The following is a 15,537-nucleotide window of genomic DNA, read 5'->3' on the forward strand; positions in this document are numbered from 1 at the left end:
TTAATCAAATGACCGAGGATGTCAGGGAGTTAATTGAAAAAGTGAAAGGGGCTTCAGATCAAGTTGTGAAATCAGCGGATGAAGTGACCCACATTTCAAATGAGACTTTGCTGTCTAGCGAACAGATTGCAACGGCCATTCAAGAGGTGGCAACAGGAGCGACTAAGCAGGCGTCAGATGCAGAAACGATTAATGAAAAATCAGAGTATTTGTATGAGAAAGTGCGCCATATGGGTGAGCTCGCTTCACAAATGCAAACCAACTCAAAATCATCTGAAGATGCAAGCTATAAAGGGCTTGACGCACTTGGTTTGCTCGTCCAAAAATCAACACAAGCGAGTGAAGAATCGAAAAAGGTTGAGCAAATGCTGCTAGACCTTGAGCATAAAACGAAAAATATTGAAAATGTCGTGACCGCCATCTCTGAAATCTCGGATCAAACGAATTTACTTGCACTGAATGCAAGCATTGAAGCAGCGAGAGCAGGAGAAAGTGGACGAGGATTTGCTGTAGTTGCAGAAGAAGTGAGAAAGCTTGCTGAACAATCTGCGCAGTCAACAAAACACATTAGTGAAACCGTCAAACTCATTCAAGATGAGTCGAAGAAGGCGGCTGAAGCGATGACAACAGCAAGTAAAATGAATGAGGAACAAGGTGCCGCCATCAATGCAACCGGTGAGGCACTCAGCAGTATCACAATGGAAATGCAGGCACTTGTCGGTTCAATCGACAGCATTCATACACAGATTAATGAAATGACAGAAGAACAGCAGAAGATGAGTGACTCCATTCAAAGTATTGCTGCCATTTCAGAAGAATCTGCTGCCTCAGCTGAGGAAGTGCATGCGTCTACAGATGAACAAGTTCAAGTGTTAGAAAGAACGAAAACCTCAACTGAAATGCTGAACGAATCAAGCCAGGCACTGCGTCAGGCGGTTGATCGATTTAAGGTGTAATGAGCGGAAAGGAACCTTGCGATGTGAGCAAGGTTCTTTTTGTATGATAAAATAAACTAGGGGAGGTGTTGACATGGATGTCAATCTAACTGGAAAAAAAGCATTGGTAGCTGCAAGCAGTCAAGGTATCGGAAAAGCGATTGCCTTTGCTCTAGCAAAAGAGGGAGCAGATGTGATGCTCTCGGGAAGACATGAACAAAAGCTGAAGGAAACAGTCAATGAGCTGTCTCCGCTTGTCAAAGGACAGCTGACTTATCAAGTATGTGATGTATCTGACGCCGGGCAAATCAAGGCGCTTGTTCAAGCGGCGGCTGGTGATGAGAAGTGTCTAGACATTCTTGTGAACAATACAGGCGGGCCTAAAACAGGAACGCTCGACACCTTAACAGATGAAGATTGGATCGAATCATTTCAGCTTCATTTACTCAGCTATATTCGATTATTAAAAGAGGCATTGCCTTATTTGAAAAAACGCGGCGCACGTGTGTTAAATATTGCGTCAATGTCAGTGAAAGAACCGATCCCGGGCTTGATGCTGTCGAATACATTTAGACCGGCCATAGCCGGATGGACAAAAACAGCCGCTCTGGAGTTTGCAAAGGATGGTATTTTGATCAATACGTTAGCACCGGGAAAAATTGAAACAGACCGTGTGAAACAGCTGGAGAAGCATCGCGCACAAAGAGAGAATCGGACGGTTGAAGAAATCAAAGCACAGGCTGAACGAGCGATCCCGCTTGGCCGTTACGGCCAGCCAGAGGAATTTGCAGCATATGCAGTGTTTCTTTTATCAGAAGCCAATACATATATGACAGGTCAAACACTGATCATTGATGGTGGATTGACAAAGTCTCTTTAAGGAGGAACAAGTGATGGCACAAATCAAAACAGTTGGTTTTATAGGAATCGGTGTAATGGGTCGCAGTATGGCAGGACATTTAATGGATGCAGGCTATGAAGTGATCGTTTATACAAGAACGAAAGCAAAAGCAGATGCATTGATTCAAAAAGGCGCATCATGGAAGCCGGCAGTAAAGGAGATTGCAGAAAGTGCAGATGCCGTCATTACAATGGTGGGATATCCATCTGATGTAGAAGAGATCTATTTAGGTGAAGATGGGCTTGTGGCACATGCCGCGCCAGGTACATATCTCATTGATATGACGACATCGAAGCCTCAGCTTGCAAAAGAAATTGAGTTGAAAGCGAAGGAAAGAGGTATATTTACATTAGATGCACCTGTGTCAGGCGGAGACATAGGAGCCAAAAATGGCACGCTGGCCATTATGATCGGCGGAGAAAGGTCAGCCTATGAAGCCTGTCTGCCGCTATTTGAGCAAATGGGTGAAAACATTCAATATCAAGGACCGGCAGGAAGCGGTCAGCATACAAAAATGTGTAACCAAATTGCCATTGCAGCAGGAATGGTCGGTGTCGCAGAGGCAATGGCCTATGCCGAAAAATCAGGGCTTGATCCAGAGCAGGTGCTCAAAAGCATCACAACAGGTGCAGCCGGCAGCTGGTCTTTGTCAAACCTTGCACCAAGAATGCTGAAAGGCGATTTCGAGCCAGGGTTTTATGTGAAGCATTTTATCAAAGATATGGGCATTGCACTTGAAGAAGCAGAGCTGATGGGGGAAGAAATGCCAGGGCTCTCACTTGCGAAGTCCCTTTATGAAAAGCTGAGCGAACAGGGCGAAGAAAACAGCGGGACCCAGAGCATCTATAAATTATGGGTCAAATAGTTTGCAGCATCCTCAAAACAAACTAAAAACCTGTCCCAAATAGGGACAGGTTTTCTTGATATTATTTTCCGATGAATTGCTGCGTCCAGTAGTTGCCAGATTTCACATAACCAACACCGATATGTGTGTAGCTTTTGTTTAAAATGTTCGCTCTGTGGCCTTCACTGTTCATCCATGCTGTCACAACTTCTTGAGGAGATTTTTGACCTTGGGCAATGTTTTCACCTGCTGATTTGTAAGTGATACCGAATTGCTTCATTTGATCAAATGGAGATCCATAAGTTGGGCTTGTATGAGAGAAATAGTTTTTATCTTTCATATCTTGAGATTTTGCGCGAGCAGATTTGCTTAATTTAGAATCAACAGAAAGGGCCTTTAAGCCTTGTTTTGCACGCTCTTTATTTGTAAGCTCAACCACTTCTTTTTCAAATGCATTTAAGCTGCTGTCTGCTTTTGATGCCGTTGTGTCTTTTTGGTCAGCTTTTGTGTTGCTGTTGTTGTTTGTATTTTCTTTTGCTGGAGTGCTTGGTTTAGAAGCAGTTGGTTTTTTCACTGATTCTTGTTTTTGTTCTTGTTTTGCTTTGTTTACTTCTTTTACTACTTTTGTTCCTGTAACAGGTTGACCGCTTTTGATCAGTTTGTTTAATAGAGCTTCGATCTCTTTTTGATTCGACTTGCTTAGCTTGTTTACATCTGAAGAGATATGTAATTTTGCTGCTAGTGTATGAAGATCAATAGCTTGATGCTGTACATTTATTACTTGTTTCAGGTTAAGCTCCTTCGCATCAGCTGAATGTCCTCCAGTGAATGTGATGAGTGCAGCAGCTGTCAGCGCTGAAAAAAAGAATGATTTCTTCTTCATATTGTAACTCCTCCTAAAATCTTTGTTTTGTTTTCTCACAAAAAATCATAACATGGACTTTTTGTTATAAACGTACCAGCATCCTCCATTGACAATGCAAGTTTGTCATTTTTGTTAAAGTCATCGTAAGAGCCGCTTCATATCAAAGGATGGGGAATTCTTCCATTTAAAGAAAACGACATAAACATACCATTATTTTAAAGTGTTAGTATATTTTTTTGCAGATTAGGGATTGACAGCTTTTTTTCACTCGTTTCGCTGTAACAACTATTACAAAAGTGTTACAATAATGAGTGGTAATTGTAAAAGATTGAAAAGGATGAGAGGAGCTACATAAGTGGGAGAGAAACAGCATCAAGGTGCTGCCGAGCAAAAAAAAATCAAGCGCCGGAACGCCTGGAGAATTAATCTCTTTTTCTTCGCTGTATTTAGTTTATTTGCTGGACTTGTGATCAAGCTTGGTGTGCTGCAAATCGTCAATGGTGAAGATTATAAAAAGCAAGCCAACCGAACAGAGGTCAAAACAGCATCATACCCGTCTCCAAGAGGAAAAATGTATGACGCGAGAGGAAGAGTCGTCGTTGATAACGAAAGTGTACCTGCCATCGTTTATACATCAGAAAGCGGTGTGAAAGCGGAGGATAAGATTAAGGTAGCAAGAAAACTTGCGACTTATATAAAAATGGATACTGATTTTTTGAGAGAGCGTGACATTCGAGATTTTTGGCTGGCGAGCCATCCGAAAGAAGCGGATAAACTCATTTCAAAAGCGGAGAAAAAAGATATCGATGCAAAGGATGTCTATCCGCTTCAAGTAGAGCGTGTCCCAAAGAAAGAAGTCAAAGCGATCGAAAAGGATGCAGAGGAAAAAGCTGTTGCAGCGATCTACCGTAGATTTACAGGCGGATATGCCTTTGAGCCCCAAATCGTGAAGGCAATGAACCCAAACGAAGAGAAAAAAGGGAACGAAAAAGTGGCTTTACTCGATGAAACGAAAGAATCAAAACAAACTTCATCCGTAAGCCTGACATATGAAGAAATTTCACTTGTCTCAGAGCATCTTGATGAACTGCCTGGTGTGAACGTCATCAACGACTGGACAAGAAAATATCCGTATGAAAAGACCCTTTATAATGTACTTGGCGGTGTGACTACACCAGAGCAAGGAATCATTAAAGAGCGTGAAGATTACTATATGGCAAGAGGCTACTCGCGAAATGACCGGGTAGGGAAGAGCTATTTAGAATATCAATACGAGGATTTTCTAAACCCAGAGAAAGCGACCGTTCAATATACACAGGTTGGCGGGAAGCTGCTCGATGAAATCAAGCGGACAGAAGGACGAAGAGGACTTGATCTTGCGCTGACATTTGATATGGAGCTGCAAAAGGAAGTCGACAAAATCGTTGAATCAGAGCTTAGATCCGCCAGCGCGAGAAACTATATGATGGATCGTGCCTTTGTCGTCATGATGGACCCTCACACAGGGGATGTTCTCGCCATGTCAGGCAAGAAAATGGACGGCAGAGACGTCACAGATTATGCGATCGGAACATTTACGACCCAGTACGAAATGGGCTCTGTTGTCAAAGGAGCCACAGTACTTGGCGGTTATCAGGACGGGATGTCACACAACCAAGCCTATATGGATACACCGCTCTATTTTGCAGGGAGTAATGGAAAGCCGAAACAGTCTTACAAAGTTCTTGGATGGGTTAACGACATTCAAGCACTCCAAAAAAGTTCCAACGTCTACATGTTCCAAGTAGCGATGAGAATGGCGGGCATCACCTATCAAAAGGATGGACCGTTACCTGCAAGGCCTGAGCACTTACAAAAAATGAGAAACTACTATGCGCAATTCGGTCTTGGCGTGAAAACGGGGATCGATCTGCCGCAGGAATCAAGCGGGATGCAGACGCATCCTAAGACGGTCGGCGGACTCTTGCTTGATGAAGCAATTGGTCAGTATGACACGTATACACCGCTTCAAGTGGCACAATACATGTCAACGATCGCCAATGGAGGAAGCCGTATTCAGCCAAGAGTAGTGAAAAGTGTTCATCTTCCAACGAAGAAGGATGAAGTAGGCCCAGTCGTAAAAAAATATGAGCCGAAGGTGCTGAATACGATTAACAACTCGAAAGCAGATATTGACCGCGTAAAAACGGGACTGAAAATGGTCACATCAACAGGCGGAACTGCCGCTGGCCGGTTTGGTCAGCATGATGTCGCGGGAAAAACAGGTACAGCGCAAACGTTCTACTATGGTGCCAACCGCAGCTGGTGGGGAAATTCAACGTACAACTTAACCTTTGGAGGATATTATCCTTCTTCTAATCCAAAGGTGGCGTTTAGTGTCGTGACACCTTATGTCTCAGATAAGGATCCTGTTATTAAAAACATCCCGAGTAAAATTGTGGATAAGTACGTTGAATTACAAAAGAAATATGAAAAACAATAAACCGCAGGGAGCACAGCAGCAGAAAGTGCTCCCTTTTTGCTGAAAATATGGACGTTTCCCTCGATGACAGAAGGAAAATACGGGTTTTCTAGCGAATCTTTTTTATACATCAATCTAAGGACAACCCTAAAAAATGAAAAGGAGGGTCGGACGACGATGGAACAACAAATGAAAGATTCGAATCAATTGTATTCGAACATCGATTTACATGCCGTTCTTTCTTCTAATGGCCGCTTTCTCTACATTTCTTCCAACTGTAAGCAGCTTTTGCTCTATGAACAAAAGGATTTACTAGGGTGTTTTTTGAAAGACTTTGTTCATACCGAAGATCAATTTCTCGTCGAAAGTTATTTTTACAATCAGCACATGCTAGAGGTTTGCCACTTTAGACTGCTAAGAAGTGATCTGACAGCTGTATGGATCGAAGCAAGCATTGATTTTGTTGCTTGTGATGGGTTAGACAACGAAGTAAGTAGAGAAATGATCCTGAAAATGAGGGTGCTGGATACTGAGCCCCAAAAAGCAGCATTTCAAACAACATCAAACGTAGCAGAACAGTCGTTAGGCAGTCTGCCGGCTTTCCAAAATGTCGGTGAAGCTGAACAATTGATTGCCATGCTGCCAAATCCGTTATGTATTACGACTTTAGGGAAAATTGTGTATGCGAATGATGCAATGCTGCAATTAATGGGGGTAAGTGCAAGAGATGACATGATCGGCAAGTCCGCGTTTGATTTTATTGCTGAAGAGTACCATGACATTGTCAGAAGCCGAATAACAAGGCTGCAGCAAGGACTTCCAGTCGGAATGATTGAACAGATATGGAAGCGTCAAGATGGGAGCAGTATTCATATTGAGGTAAAGTCATCACCGACGATTTATCAAAATCAGCGGGCAGAGCTTTTACTGCTCGTGGACATCTCATCCCGTAAAAAATTTCAAACCGTTCTTCAAAAAAGCCGGGAGAGGTATCAGCTGCTCATTCAAAACTCCATTGATACGATTGCGGTCATCCATGATCACAAGTGGGTGTTTATGAATGAATCTGGCATTAAATTATTTGAAGCCGAGCATTACGATAAATTAATAGGAAAGGATATCTTTCATCAAATTCATTCCTGTGATCAGCAAAAGGTCAAAAAGAGTTTATCACGTATTATTGAAAGAGCATCAGATTCTGAGATTGTCACAATGAGCTGTCATACGTTTAAACATAAGCTGATTTATACAGAAATGGTCTGTATCCCAACTACATTTTTTGGAGAAACAGCGGTTCAAATTATTTTAAGAGATATCTCCGAACGTAAGCAGACAGAAGAGCTCATGCTCCGCTCTGAAAAATTATCGATTGCAGGCCAATTGGCGGCTGGCATTGCACATGAAATCAGAAACCCATTGACCGCCATCAAAGGCTTTTTACAGCTCATTAAACCGAAAACAAAAGATCGCGATCAATACTTCGAGATTGTTTTCTCTGAGCTGAGCCGAATAGAAATTATCTTGAGTGAGCTGCTAATGCTGGCGAAACCGCAGCAAACGTCCTCAATGCAGACGCTTGATTTGAAAAAAATCATCAGCGAAGTCACAGCCTTGTTAGAAACACAAGCGAACTTAAATGGCATTTTAATGAACACAAGTGAGATAGAGGAGGGTCTCCTGATGAACGGGGATCAAAATCAGCTCAAGCAAGTGTTTATCAATTTAATCAAAAATGCCGTAGAATCCATGCCGGACGGAGGAAAGGTAGACATCACAGCCAAAGCAGAAGGTGATGGAATACTTGTCACGATTCGTGATGAAGGGATCGGCATTCCTGAATCGGTGATGAAGCGGATTGGAGAGCCCTTTTTAACCACAAAGGAAAAAGGAACCGGACTTGGCCTCATGGTCACATTTAATATTTTAGAAAATCATAACGGGACGATCCGTGTGGATAGTCAGCCTGAAAAGGGCACCGTATTTCACATCATGTTTCCTGCAAAATAAAAACAACGGCAAGAGAGCCGTTGTTTCAATCTAGCGAATGAATAGAACGTTTTTCGAGTACAAATTGTTCTAGCCGGTCAAGTCCTTCTTTCAGCGTTTCAAGTGAATAAGCGTAAGACAGGCGCACATACCCTTCGCCGAGTGGAGAGAAAGCAGAGCCTGGTACGACCGCAAGTCTTGTACTTTCTAACAGCTCCATGCAAAAATCAAAGGAACTCATCCCAAACGATTCAATGGATGGAAAAATATAAAAAGCGCCAGAAGGTTTAATCACCGGAAGCCCCATAGAAATGAGCCGATCATATACATAATCGAGTCTTTTCTTATATTGCTCTCTCATGATCAGTGCATCATCCACACCATTTGTCACAGCTTCAAGTGCCGCCTTTTGTGAGACAGCCGAGGCACAAGACACGTTATATTGATGTACTTTTAATACATGTTTAGCAATTGGAGCTGAAGCAAATAAAAATCCAATTCTCCATCCAGTCATGCTATGAGATTTAGACAGTCCATTGATGACAATGGTCTGTTCTTTTAAGAAAGAGGCAATTGAATGATGCGGCCGGTCAAATGTCAGCTCGCTGTAGATTTCATCGGATAAAATAAAGATGTCTTTTCCTTCAAGGAGCTGGGCAATTTCTTTCAATTCTTCTTCTGAAAGCGTGACACCAGTCGGGTTTGAAGGGTAAGGAAGAACCACACACTTTGTCTTTTCCGTTAGCGCATCCTCAATCAGCTTGGCATTCAATTTAAAGCCGGCATTCGTTGTGTCAATATGTACGGGCATGGCACCGCACATTCGAATGATCGGTTCATATCCGGGGTATACAGGTCCAGGTAAAATGACCTCATCGCCTTCTGTTAAAATGGTTCGAAACGCAGCATCAATTGCTTGACTTGCACCTGTCGTCACAATGATTTCTGACTCTGCATCATAATCAAGATTCACTTTCTTCTTGATATAATGCTGGATCGCTTGTCTTAGCTCTAGGAAACCAGCATTGTGAGTGTATGAGGTGAAATTCTCGTCAATGGCTGCTTTGGCAGCTGTTTTGACATGATGCGGCGTATAAAAATCGGGCTGGCCTATCGTCAATGAAACGACATCTTCATATGACGATACGAGATTTGAAAATGTTCGAATGCCTGAAATTTCAATATCCTTTACTCTTGGATTCAGCAAATGCTCCATTTCTCATCACCTTAAAAATTTATGTTTTTATCCTATTTTACCATTCACTGCATAAATGTCACCTGCGAAAGGCACTGGATATCGTTATATGTAGTCTATTCTCCTATCCATCACCGCATGAGTGATATATTAAAGAAAGAGCAACATTTATTATAGCGTAACCTCAAGAGAAAATACAGGCTGTGATGAAGATGATTAGAAAACGGCAAAACTGCGTAAACTGAAAGAACGTGAGAATCAGGGTCATGGGAATTGCTTTCATAGACATACGATCTCCTAAAGGAGGACGATAGATGGAACAATCAGCGAAGACATCGAAAATCGCGTTTCTATCCGTGCTGAGCAACACATTTGTTGTCATCTTAAAAATCATTGTGGGTCTATTAACCGGATCTGTCGCGGTTTTATCAGAAGCCATTCATTCGTTTCTCGATTTAATGGCATCGTTTATTGCATTTATTTCTGTTCGTATTTCAAGAAAGCCAGCAGATTCTAAACATCCTTATGGACATGGAAAAGTCGAAAATATTTCTGGAACGATTGAGACACTGCTGATTTTCGTTGCTGGCATTTGGATTATATACGAATGTGTTCACAAATTAATGCATCCAGAGCCAGTCAAGCTGCCTGTGCTTGGCATTGTGGTCATGCTGCTAGGCGCGCTCATCAATTTTGTTGTATCGAGGGTTGTGAACAAAGAGGCTGAGCGAGTACATTCAGTTGCCATGAAATCAAATGCACTGCATCTTTTAACGGATGTGTTTACGTCATTAGGGGTGGCATTTAGTTTATTGCTTGTGGCATTAACCGACTGGTATTTCCTAGATCCGATCATTGGAATGGTTCTGGCCCTCTTTATTATGCGTGAAGCGTTTAAACTCATGAAGGAAGCCTTCCCGCCGCTTGTTGATGCTCGGTTAACACCAGAGGAAGAACAATCAATCGAAGCGATCATTCAAGGATTTAGTCAAGAATTTATTGAATATCATGACTTTCGAACAAGGCGGTCTGGTGCCGAGGAATATATTGATTTTCATTTGATTGTAGATGGAAAGACAACGATTGAAGATGTTCACCAATTATGTGATCGAATTGAAGAGAAGATTCAGCTGGAATTTCCGCATGCACAAATCTTTATTCATGTGGAACCTGAAAGTGAAAGAAGCGCACAAACGTAAAAAAGGCGATCAACCTATTCTCAGGTTGTATCGCCTTTTTTACGCTTCATCTATGAAATGAAATCAATATCCATAAGCAGTATCGTAGTCTTCATACCAAGAGATATAAGCTGTGTCATCATTTGACAAACCATGCTTCATATCTAAAAAATCAGCCTCGCAAATATCTTCAATTACAGTCATTTCGTTGTTCTTTAATAATACGACAGTTCCCATCATGAACACCTTTCTTTAAAAAATCCTTGACTATTGTACCATTTGAAGAATCATTGTCAACAGAAGAATGGAAACAAGACGAAAATATCACAAAATGTTAAAAAATCAGGAGGTAAAAGAACTAGAAGTGCCATGTTTTTCACAAATTTTCAGTATTTATTCACATAAATCGCTTAGATCAAACTGATCTAAAATGTATGTAAAAGTGTAAAGCTCCATTGATCTTGCTATATTCATAGGATATAATAACGAATGATTATAAGAAATTTATAGAAAACATACATAATAAAGGAGAAATAGGATGGAAACCAACATAACAGAACCACACATTCAAGAAAAGAAGCATCCTGAGCTAGCAGGTGTAGGCTATCGTTTTCTTGCACACCTTTTGGACGGTATCATTATCGGCGTACCAATTGCATTTATCATGTTTATTTTGGCGTCAGTCTTTTTTATCTCAAGCCCAGAGGCAGCAATGATGATGGATGACGACAGTTATTACTATTCTTCAACCGTCATAACGGATGAGGAGTGGGAAGCTATTATGGGACTGATCTTTTTCTATATAGGGGCAATCTTGATGGGTACCGTGGTGACATGGCTTTATTACGCCATCATGGAATCATCAAAATTGCAAGGAACACTTGGAAAGATGGCTCTCGGCATCAAAGTAACAAAAGTCACAGGCGAAAAGGTCACATTCGGACGTGCAACTGGCCGCTTCTTTGCAAAAGGCTTTTTGTCTCCGATCTTATATATTGGCTATATCATTGCTTTCTTCACAGAAAAAAAACAAGCACTTCACGATTTGATTGCAAGTACCATTGTTGTGAAGAAATAATGAAAAAAGCACCTCTGCTATATGGTAAGAGGTGCTTTTTTTCATAGATCGATCGTATGGAAGAGGGAAACAGCACATAAAATAGAATGATAGTGAAAAATGAGGCAGGGAAGGGAGACAATCGATTGAGAACAGGAAAAAAGACCGCACAGAAAAAAGGGGCAGGCTTTGGGCTGTTTTTGACAGCACCTGTGCTGGCCTGGGCGTTGTATGATTTTGCAAATACGATCTTTTCATCAAATATGATCACCATTTTCTTCCCATTTTACTTGCAGGAAACGATCGGGGACAGTGCGAGAATGGACCAGATCGCCAGCACCTTTATTTCTTATGCAAACGCACTAGCCAGCTTTTTTCTCGTCATTTTTACACCTTTATACGGAGTGCTGATTGATCGTACAGGGAAAAAGAAACGCTACATTACGGTGTTTACGTTCATATGTATTGCTTGTACGTTGTTGATGGGGATTTTTGCTGGGATTGATTTCTCAAGTGAATGGTTTGGGCTGCCTGTTTCTTTATTAGTCGTGGTCACCTTGTTTGTGATCGCAAAGTTTTTTTATCATTCTAGTCTTGTTTTCTATGACACCATTTTGCCTGATCTTGGGACAAAGGAAGAAATCCCGCTTATTTCAGGATTTGGTATCGCCGTTGGCTATTTAGGAACACTTGTCGGTCTCTCTGTTTATTTACTTGTCGGCAATGACCAGTTTCATGAAGCATTTATTCCGACAGCTCTTTTATTCCTTCTCTTTTTTCTACCCTTTCTCTTTTTTGTAAAAGATCCTCATCCGCTGCCTCAGCGAGAGAAAAAGGCGTCTTTTTTCAGCGGGTATAAAGAGATTATTCACACGTTTAAAGAGATGAAAAAGTACAAGCCAGCTTTTATCTTTATGATTGCTTTCTTTTTTATGAATGATGCTTTACAAACAGCGATTGCGATGATGGCTGTTTATGCCAAAATCATCATTGGCTTTACCGCTGGGCAATTTATTTTGCTCTATCTTGTGTCGACCATTTCAAGTATCATTGGCTCCTTTCTGTTTGGATATATCACAAAAGCGATAGGGGCAAAGCGATCGATTACAGTCGTGTATGTCATTTTAATTGTGGCGCTCATTCTGGCTGTGACAGCGGCAACCGAATGGGTCTTCTGGATAGCGGGCAGTTTATTCGGGATTTCACTTGGCGCAAGCTGGGGGGCATCACGAATCTTGATTATTGAACTGACACCGAAGGAAAAGCGAGGACAGTTTTTTGGCCTCTTTGCATTCTCAGGGAAGGTGTCTTCCATTATCGGGCCGATCATTTATGGCTCAGTTACCCTGCTGTTTGCAGAGCACGGAAATCTCGCAAGCCGCCTTGCACTAGGGTCTTTGCTCATCCTTGCAGCGATAGGACTTGTGATTCATCAATTCGTTCGAGAGAAAGCGTAAAGAAACGTCAACTTTTTACCTATGCTGCCGATATAAAAAGTACAATCTTATATTGAAGAATAGAGGGATTTCCGTGGCTTTAAACAAACAAGAAATTTTACTTGACTCTGGTACCAATGAATTGGAAATTGTGAAGTTTGAAATTGGTGCAAATCAATTCGGCATTAACGTCATGAAAGTAAGAGAAATCATTCAGCCGGTTGAGGTGACGGTTGTACCGCACTCTCACCAAGATGTAGAAGGGATGATTAGTTTACGAGGCGAGATTTTACCAGTCATCAATCTATTTTCCTTTTTTAATGTCGAGTCAGATCAGTCAGAACAAGAGAAATATATTGTGACTGAATTCAACCAACGGAAATTTGTGTTCCATACAGGAACGGTATCACAAATTCACCGCGTCAGCTGGGAAGAGATTGAGAAGCCGACTGCACTCAATCAAGGGATGGACCGTCATTTAACGGGCATCATTAAGCTTGATGAAAAAATGATTTTCCTTCCAGATTACGAAAAAATCATTTATGATATTGAATCCGCTTCTGGTGTTGATACGTATCATATGTTTGACGGTGAGAAAGACGAGAGAAGAACAGGGAAGAAACTGTATGTCGTTGAAGATTCTCCGCTTCTCATGCGTTTATTAACAAATGAATTAACCGAAGCAGGCTATAAAAACATTGTGACCTTTGAAGATGGCAAACAGGCATATGATCATGTCATGGACCTTGTCAGCAAAGGAATCAGTGTCACAGAAGAAATTGATATGATTATTACGGATATTGAAATGCCTAAAATGGATGGCCACCGGCTAACAAAACTGCTGAAGGACAATCCTTTAACAAATTCCATTCCGATTCTTATTTTCTCTTCGTTAATCACTGAAGATTTGCGTCATAAAGGGGAAACGATCGGGGCAGATGATCAAATCAGTAAACCAGAAATTCATCAGCTGATTGAAAAAGTCGATCATTTTATTATCTAAACGAAAAAACCACTCGGTATGAGTGGTTTTTTCTGTTTAAAAATAACTTTCCCCGAGACGTTTGAAGACGGGCTTTGTGTAATGTGATTTTTGTTTTGTGGCGGCAGGTTTTTCTTTTAAACCGACATACGTTTGAAGTATTTGCTTTGCTCGGTTTAATGACATATTCGCTTTCGGATTGCGATATGATTGATTTAAATTTCCTAAGTGTGGCAAAAATTCGAAGTCTTCTTTCGTTGGTGGCAGGTGAAAATAATAATCTCCAATTTCAATCAGCACGTCGGACTGTTGTTGACTATACTTGGGATTGTTAGAGAAATGTAGGCCCACTTTTCTTCCTTTACCTTCTTGCAATAGTTTTTGCAGCGCGCGTTTTTTCAAAAGATAAAGAAACTTGGGGTTTGGTGCGGTTTTAGCATGGCGGTTAACAGTATAAATGGCTTTTGCGATGTTTTCTGCTGTAGGTTCTATGTCTTTAGTATGAGCATAATCGTCCATTTTTTCTCTCCTTTGTCTTTCGTCTTCCTGTGCTTAGTATAAATTATACGTTTTTATTAGTAAATTGCAAATAGAGTTATTGTAAAAAGCGATGGGATTCTCATCGCTTGTATTTACAATTGCCATTCATGATAGGTCTAAAACACCTTCTGCTTTTTAGTAAACAAGCTATCTGCCATCAGTTTTCCTCTACCTGTTTTATTTGGAGAAGATCCAGCTGTTTTAATTTTCTATATGCTAAAGGTGTCGTATTTTTTATTCTTTTAAACAAATTGATAAAATAGCTTGTGCTGTTGAAGCCTACTTGGTAAGCGATTTCTGTGATAGTGAAATCCGTTTCTTGAAGCAGGATGAGGCTTTGCTGAATTCTATATTCATTTACATAATGCATAGGTGATTTCTTTAAAATGTCTTTGAAGGATCTGCAGCATTCTGAGCGGCTAAGCTGTCCTGCACGAGCAATATCTTGGAGAAGGATCTTTTCATGATAATGCTGATGAATCCATTTCAGCATGTGTTTCATCCGTTCGTTTTTATCGTGTTTACGCGCATCATGTTTCATTTGGAAGCCATTTTGTAATAAGCTTTTCCAAATGGTGATGAGCTGAATATTGAGTTCAAGTTCATAATAGACTGGAGTTTCATCAATTAATTGTTGAATGGTTTGAATACATTGATAAATATGTTTAGGCCAGTGATCTTTTTGGTTGAGTAAAATATAAGCTGTCTGGCTCGCATGCATATAAGGATGGACAAAAGTGGTGAATAATTCATTCGCTGTGATGAAGTAGGGAGAGACATTTAAACAAACATAAGTACATGCCGTCCCATTCGCATCTTTTGCCATGTGCAGGCAGCCACTATTGATGAAAATGCCATCTCCTTGCTTTACATATAATGTCTCTTCATTGATATGAAATTCAGCCTCACCCTCTAAAATAAAGACAAATTGAAACTCGTCATGCCAGTGAAGAGGAATATAGCCGCTTCTATGATGACGAATCTTCGTATGATAAAGAGCAATAGGCCATGCTGTCGTGGAATGCTCCGTTAATTCTTTCAGGTTGCAGTCAATCAGAAAATGATGGTTGTGCATAATTCTCCTCAATATTCTTTTATTTTTATGTTCAATTAATATATCAATATGTAACAAAGTGAACTACTATCAACTATATTAT

The 15,537-nt window shown here is 40.9% G+C and carries 14 protein-coding genes; 9 read left to right on the forward strand and 5 right to left on the reverse strand.

The window, feature by feature from the left end; all coding sequences use genetic code 11:
• Positions 1-8 precede the first annotated feature (8 nt).
• From H7F25_RS19510 to H7F25_RS05520, 3 genes are all read left to right on the forward strand, one after another.
• Positions 9-956 carry a methyl-accepting chemotaxis protein gene (locus tag H7F25_RS19510; protein WP_370880879.1) on the forward strand — a complete coding sequence of 316 codons (948 nt, stop codon included), beginning with the start codon at positions 9-11 and terminating at the stop codon, positions 954-956.
• Positions 957-1,029: 73 nt separating this feature from the next.
• On the forward strand, positions 1,030-1,815 hold the full coding sequence (locus H7F25_RS05515) for an SDR family oxidoreductase (protein ID WP_024424700.1): 786 nt from the start codon (positions 1,030-1,032) through the stop codon (positions 1,813-1,815).
• A gap of 13 nt (positions 1,816-1,828) precedes the next feature.
• Positions 1,829-2,701, forward strand: a complete 873-nt coding sequence (locus H7F25_RS05520; RefSeq protein WP_024426850.1) for an NAD(P)-dependent oxidoreductase — start codon at positions 1,829-1,831, stop codon at positions 2,699-2,701.
• 61 nt (positions 2,702-2,762) lie between these two features.
• Here H7F25_RS05520 and H7F25_RS05525 read toward each other — a convergent pair whose 3' ends face one another.
• A complete protein-coding gene (locus tag H7F25_RS05525) occupies positions 2,763-3,563 on the reverse strand; it encodes a CAP domain-containing protein (RefSeq protein WP_041108781.1) in 801 nt (266 codons plus the stop codon).
• Between the two features lie 337 nt (positions 3,564-3,900).
• Between H7F25_RS05525 and H7F25_RS05530 the strand changes: the two genes are divergently transcribed.
• Complete coding sequence (locus tag H7F25_RS05530; RefSeq protein ID WP_185854366.1) at positions 3,901-6,027, forward strand: peptidoglycan D,D-transpeptidase FtsI family protein; 2,127 nt, start codon at positions 3,901-3,903, stop codon at positions 6,025-6,027.
• A 156-nt stretch (positions 6,028-6,183) separates the two neighbouring features.
• On the forward strand, positions 6,184-8,013 hold the full coding sequence (locus H7F25_RS05535) for a PAS domain-containing sensor histidine kinase (RefSeq protein ID WP_034623336.1): 1,830 nt from the start codon (positions 6,184-6,186) through the stop codon (positions 8,011-8,013).
• Positions 8,014-8,038: 25 nt separating this feature from the next.
• On the opposite strand, the gene H7F25_RS05540 is transcribed toward H7F25_RS05535, so the two are convergent.
• Entirely contained in the window at positions 8,039-9,208 is a 1,170-nt protein-coding gene (locus H7F25_RS05540) for an aminotransferase A (RefSeq protein WP_024426854.1), read from the reverse strand.
• Between the two features lie 293 nt (positions 9,209-9,501).
• Here H7F25_RS05540 and H7F25_RS05545 point away from each other — a divergent pair, with 293 nt between their 5' ends.
• Positions 9,502-10,386, forward strand: coding sequence for a cation diffusion facilitator family transporter (locus tag H7F25_RS05545; protein ID WP_024424706.1), 885 nt, complete (start codon positions 9,502-9,504; stop codon positions 10,384-10,386).
• Between the two features lie 63 nt (positions 10,387-10,449).
• On the opposite strand, the gene H7F25_RS05550 is transcribed toward H7F25_RS05545, so the two are convergent.
• On the reverse strand, positions 10,450-10,602 hold the full coding sequence (locus H7F25_RS05550; RefSeq protein WP_162842519.1) for a hypothetical protein: 153 nt from the start codon (positions 10,600-10,602) through the stop codon (positions 10,450-10,452).
• A 301-nt stretch (positions 10,603-10,903) separates the two neighbouring features.
• On the opposite strand from H7F25_RS05550, the gene H7F25_RS05555 reads away from it, so the two are divergent.
• From H7F25_RS05555 to H7F25_RS05565, 3 genes are all read left to right on the forward strand, one after another.
• Positions 10,904-11,443 carry an RDD family protein gene (locus tag H7F25_RS05555; protein WP_024424707.1) on the forward strand — a complete coding sequence of 180 codons (540 nt, stop codon included), beginning with the start codon at positions 10,904-10,906 and terminating at the stop codon, positions 11,441-11,443.
• A gap of 125 nt (positions 11,444-11,568) precedes the next feature.
• On the forward strand, positions 11,569-12,879 hold the full coding sequence (locus H7F25_RS05560) for an MFS transporter (RefSeq protein WP_034281575.1): 1,311 nt from the start codon (positions 11,569-11,571) through the stop codon (positions 12,877-12,879).
• Positions 12,880-12,952: 73 nt separating this feature from the next.
• Positions 12,953-13,861 carry a chemotaxis protein gene (locus H7F25_RS05565; protein WP_024424709.1) on the forward strand — a complete coding sequence of 303 codons (909 nt, stop codon included), beginning with the start codon at positions 12,953-12,955 and terminating at the stop codon, positions 13,859-13,861.
• Between the two features lie 36 nt (positions 13,862-13,897).
• On the opposite strand, the gene H7F25_RS05570 is transcribed toward H7F25_RS05565, so the two are convergent.
• Together H7F25_RS05570 and H7F25_RS05575 are read right to left on the reverse strand one after the other, a co-directional pair.
• A complete protein-coding gene (locus H7F25_RS05570; RefSeq protein WP_008356877.1) occupies positions 13,898-14,359 on the reverse strand; it encodes a YkyB family protein in 462 nt (153 codons plus the stop codon).
• Positions 14,360-14,537: 178 nt separating this feature from the next.
• Positions 14,538-15,455, reverse strand: a complete 918-nt coding sequence (locus tag H7F25_RS05575) for an AraC family transcriptional regulator (RefSeq protein WP_024424710.1) — start codon at positions 15,453-15,455, stop codon at positions 14,538-14,540.
• Between the last annotated feature and the right edge of the window lie 82 nt (positions 15,456-15,537).

Origin of the sequence: Bacillus sp. PAMC28571, from assembly GCF_014250435.1 — a bacterium.
Lineage (GTDB): Bacteria > Bacillota > Bacilli > Bacillales > Bacillaceae > Bacillus > Bacillus safensis.

What these genes read in the sequence shown, in the direction of transcription:
- H7F25_RS19510 (WP_370880879.1), top strand. Translation starts at nt 9, where the DNA reads ATGACCGAGGATGTCAGGGAGTTAATTGAAAAAGTGAAAGGGGCTTCA.
- H7F25_RS05515 (WP_024424700.1), top strand. Translation starts at nt 1,030, where the DNA reads ATGGATGTCAATCTAACTGGAAAAAAAGCATTGGTAGCTGCAAGCAGT.
- H7F25_RS05520 (WP_024426850.1), top strand. Translation starts at nt 1,829, where the DNA reads ATGGCACAAATCAAAACAGTTGGTTTTATAGGAATCGGTGTAATGGGT.
- H7F25_RS05525 (WP_041108781.1), bottom strand. Translation starts at nt 3,563, where the DNA reads ATGAAGAAGAAATCATTCTTTTTTTCAGCGCTGACAGCTGCTGCACTC.
- H7F25_RS05535 (WP_034623336.1), top strand. Translation starts at nt 6,184, where the DNA reads ATGGAACAACAAATGAAAGATTCGAATCAATTGTATTCGAACATCGAT.
- H7F25_RS05540 (WP_024426854.1), bottom strand. Translation starts at nt 9,208, where the DNA reads ATGGAGCATTTGCTGAATCCAAGAGTAAAGGATATTGAAATTTCAGGC.
- H7F25_RS05545 (WP_024424706.1), top strand. Translation starts at nt 9,502, where the DNA reads ATGGAACAATCAGCGAAGACATCGAAAATCGCGTTTCTATCCGTGCTG.
- H7F25_RS05550 (WP_162842519.1), bottom strand. Translation starts at nt 10,602, where the DNA reads ATGGGAACTGTCGTATTATTAAAGAACAACGAAATGACTGTAATTGAA.
- H7F25_RS05555 (WP_024424707.1), top strand. Translation starts at nt 10,904, where the DNA reads ATGGAAACCAACATAACAGAACCACACATTCAAGAAAAGAAGCATCCT.
- H7F25_RS05570 (WP_008356877.1), bottom strand. Translation starts at nt 14,359, where the DNA reads ATGGACGATTATGCTCATACTAAAGACATAGAACCTACAGCAGAAAAC.
- H7F25_RS05575 (WP_024424710.1), bottom strand. Translation starts at nt 15,455, where the DNA reads ATGCACAACCATCATTTTCTGATTGACTGCAACCTGAAAGAATTAACG.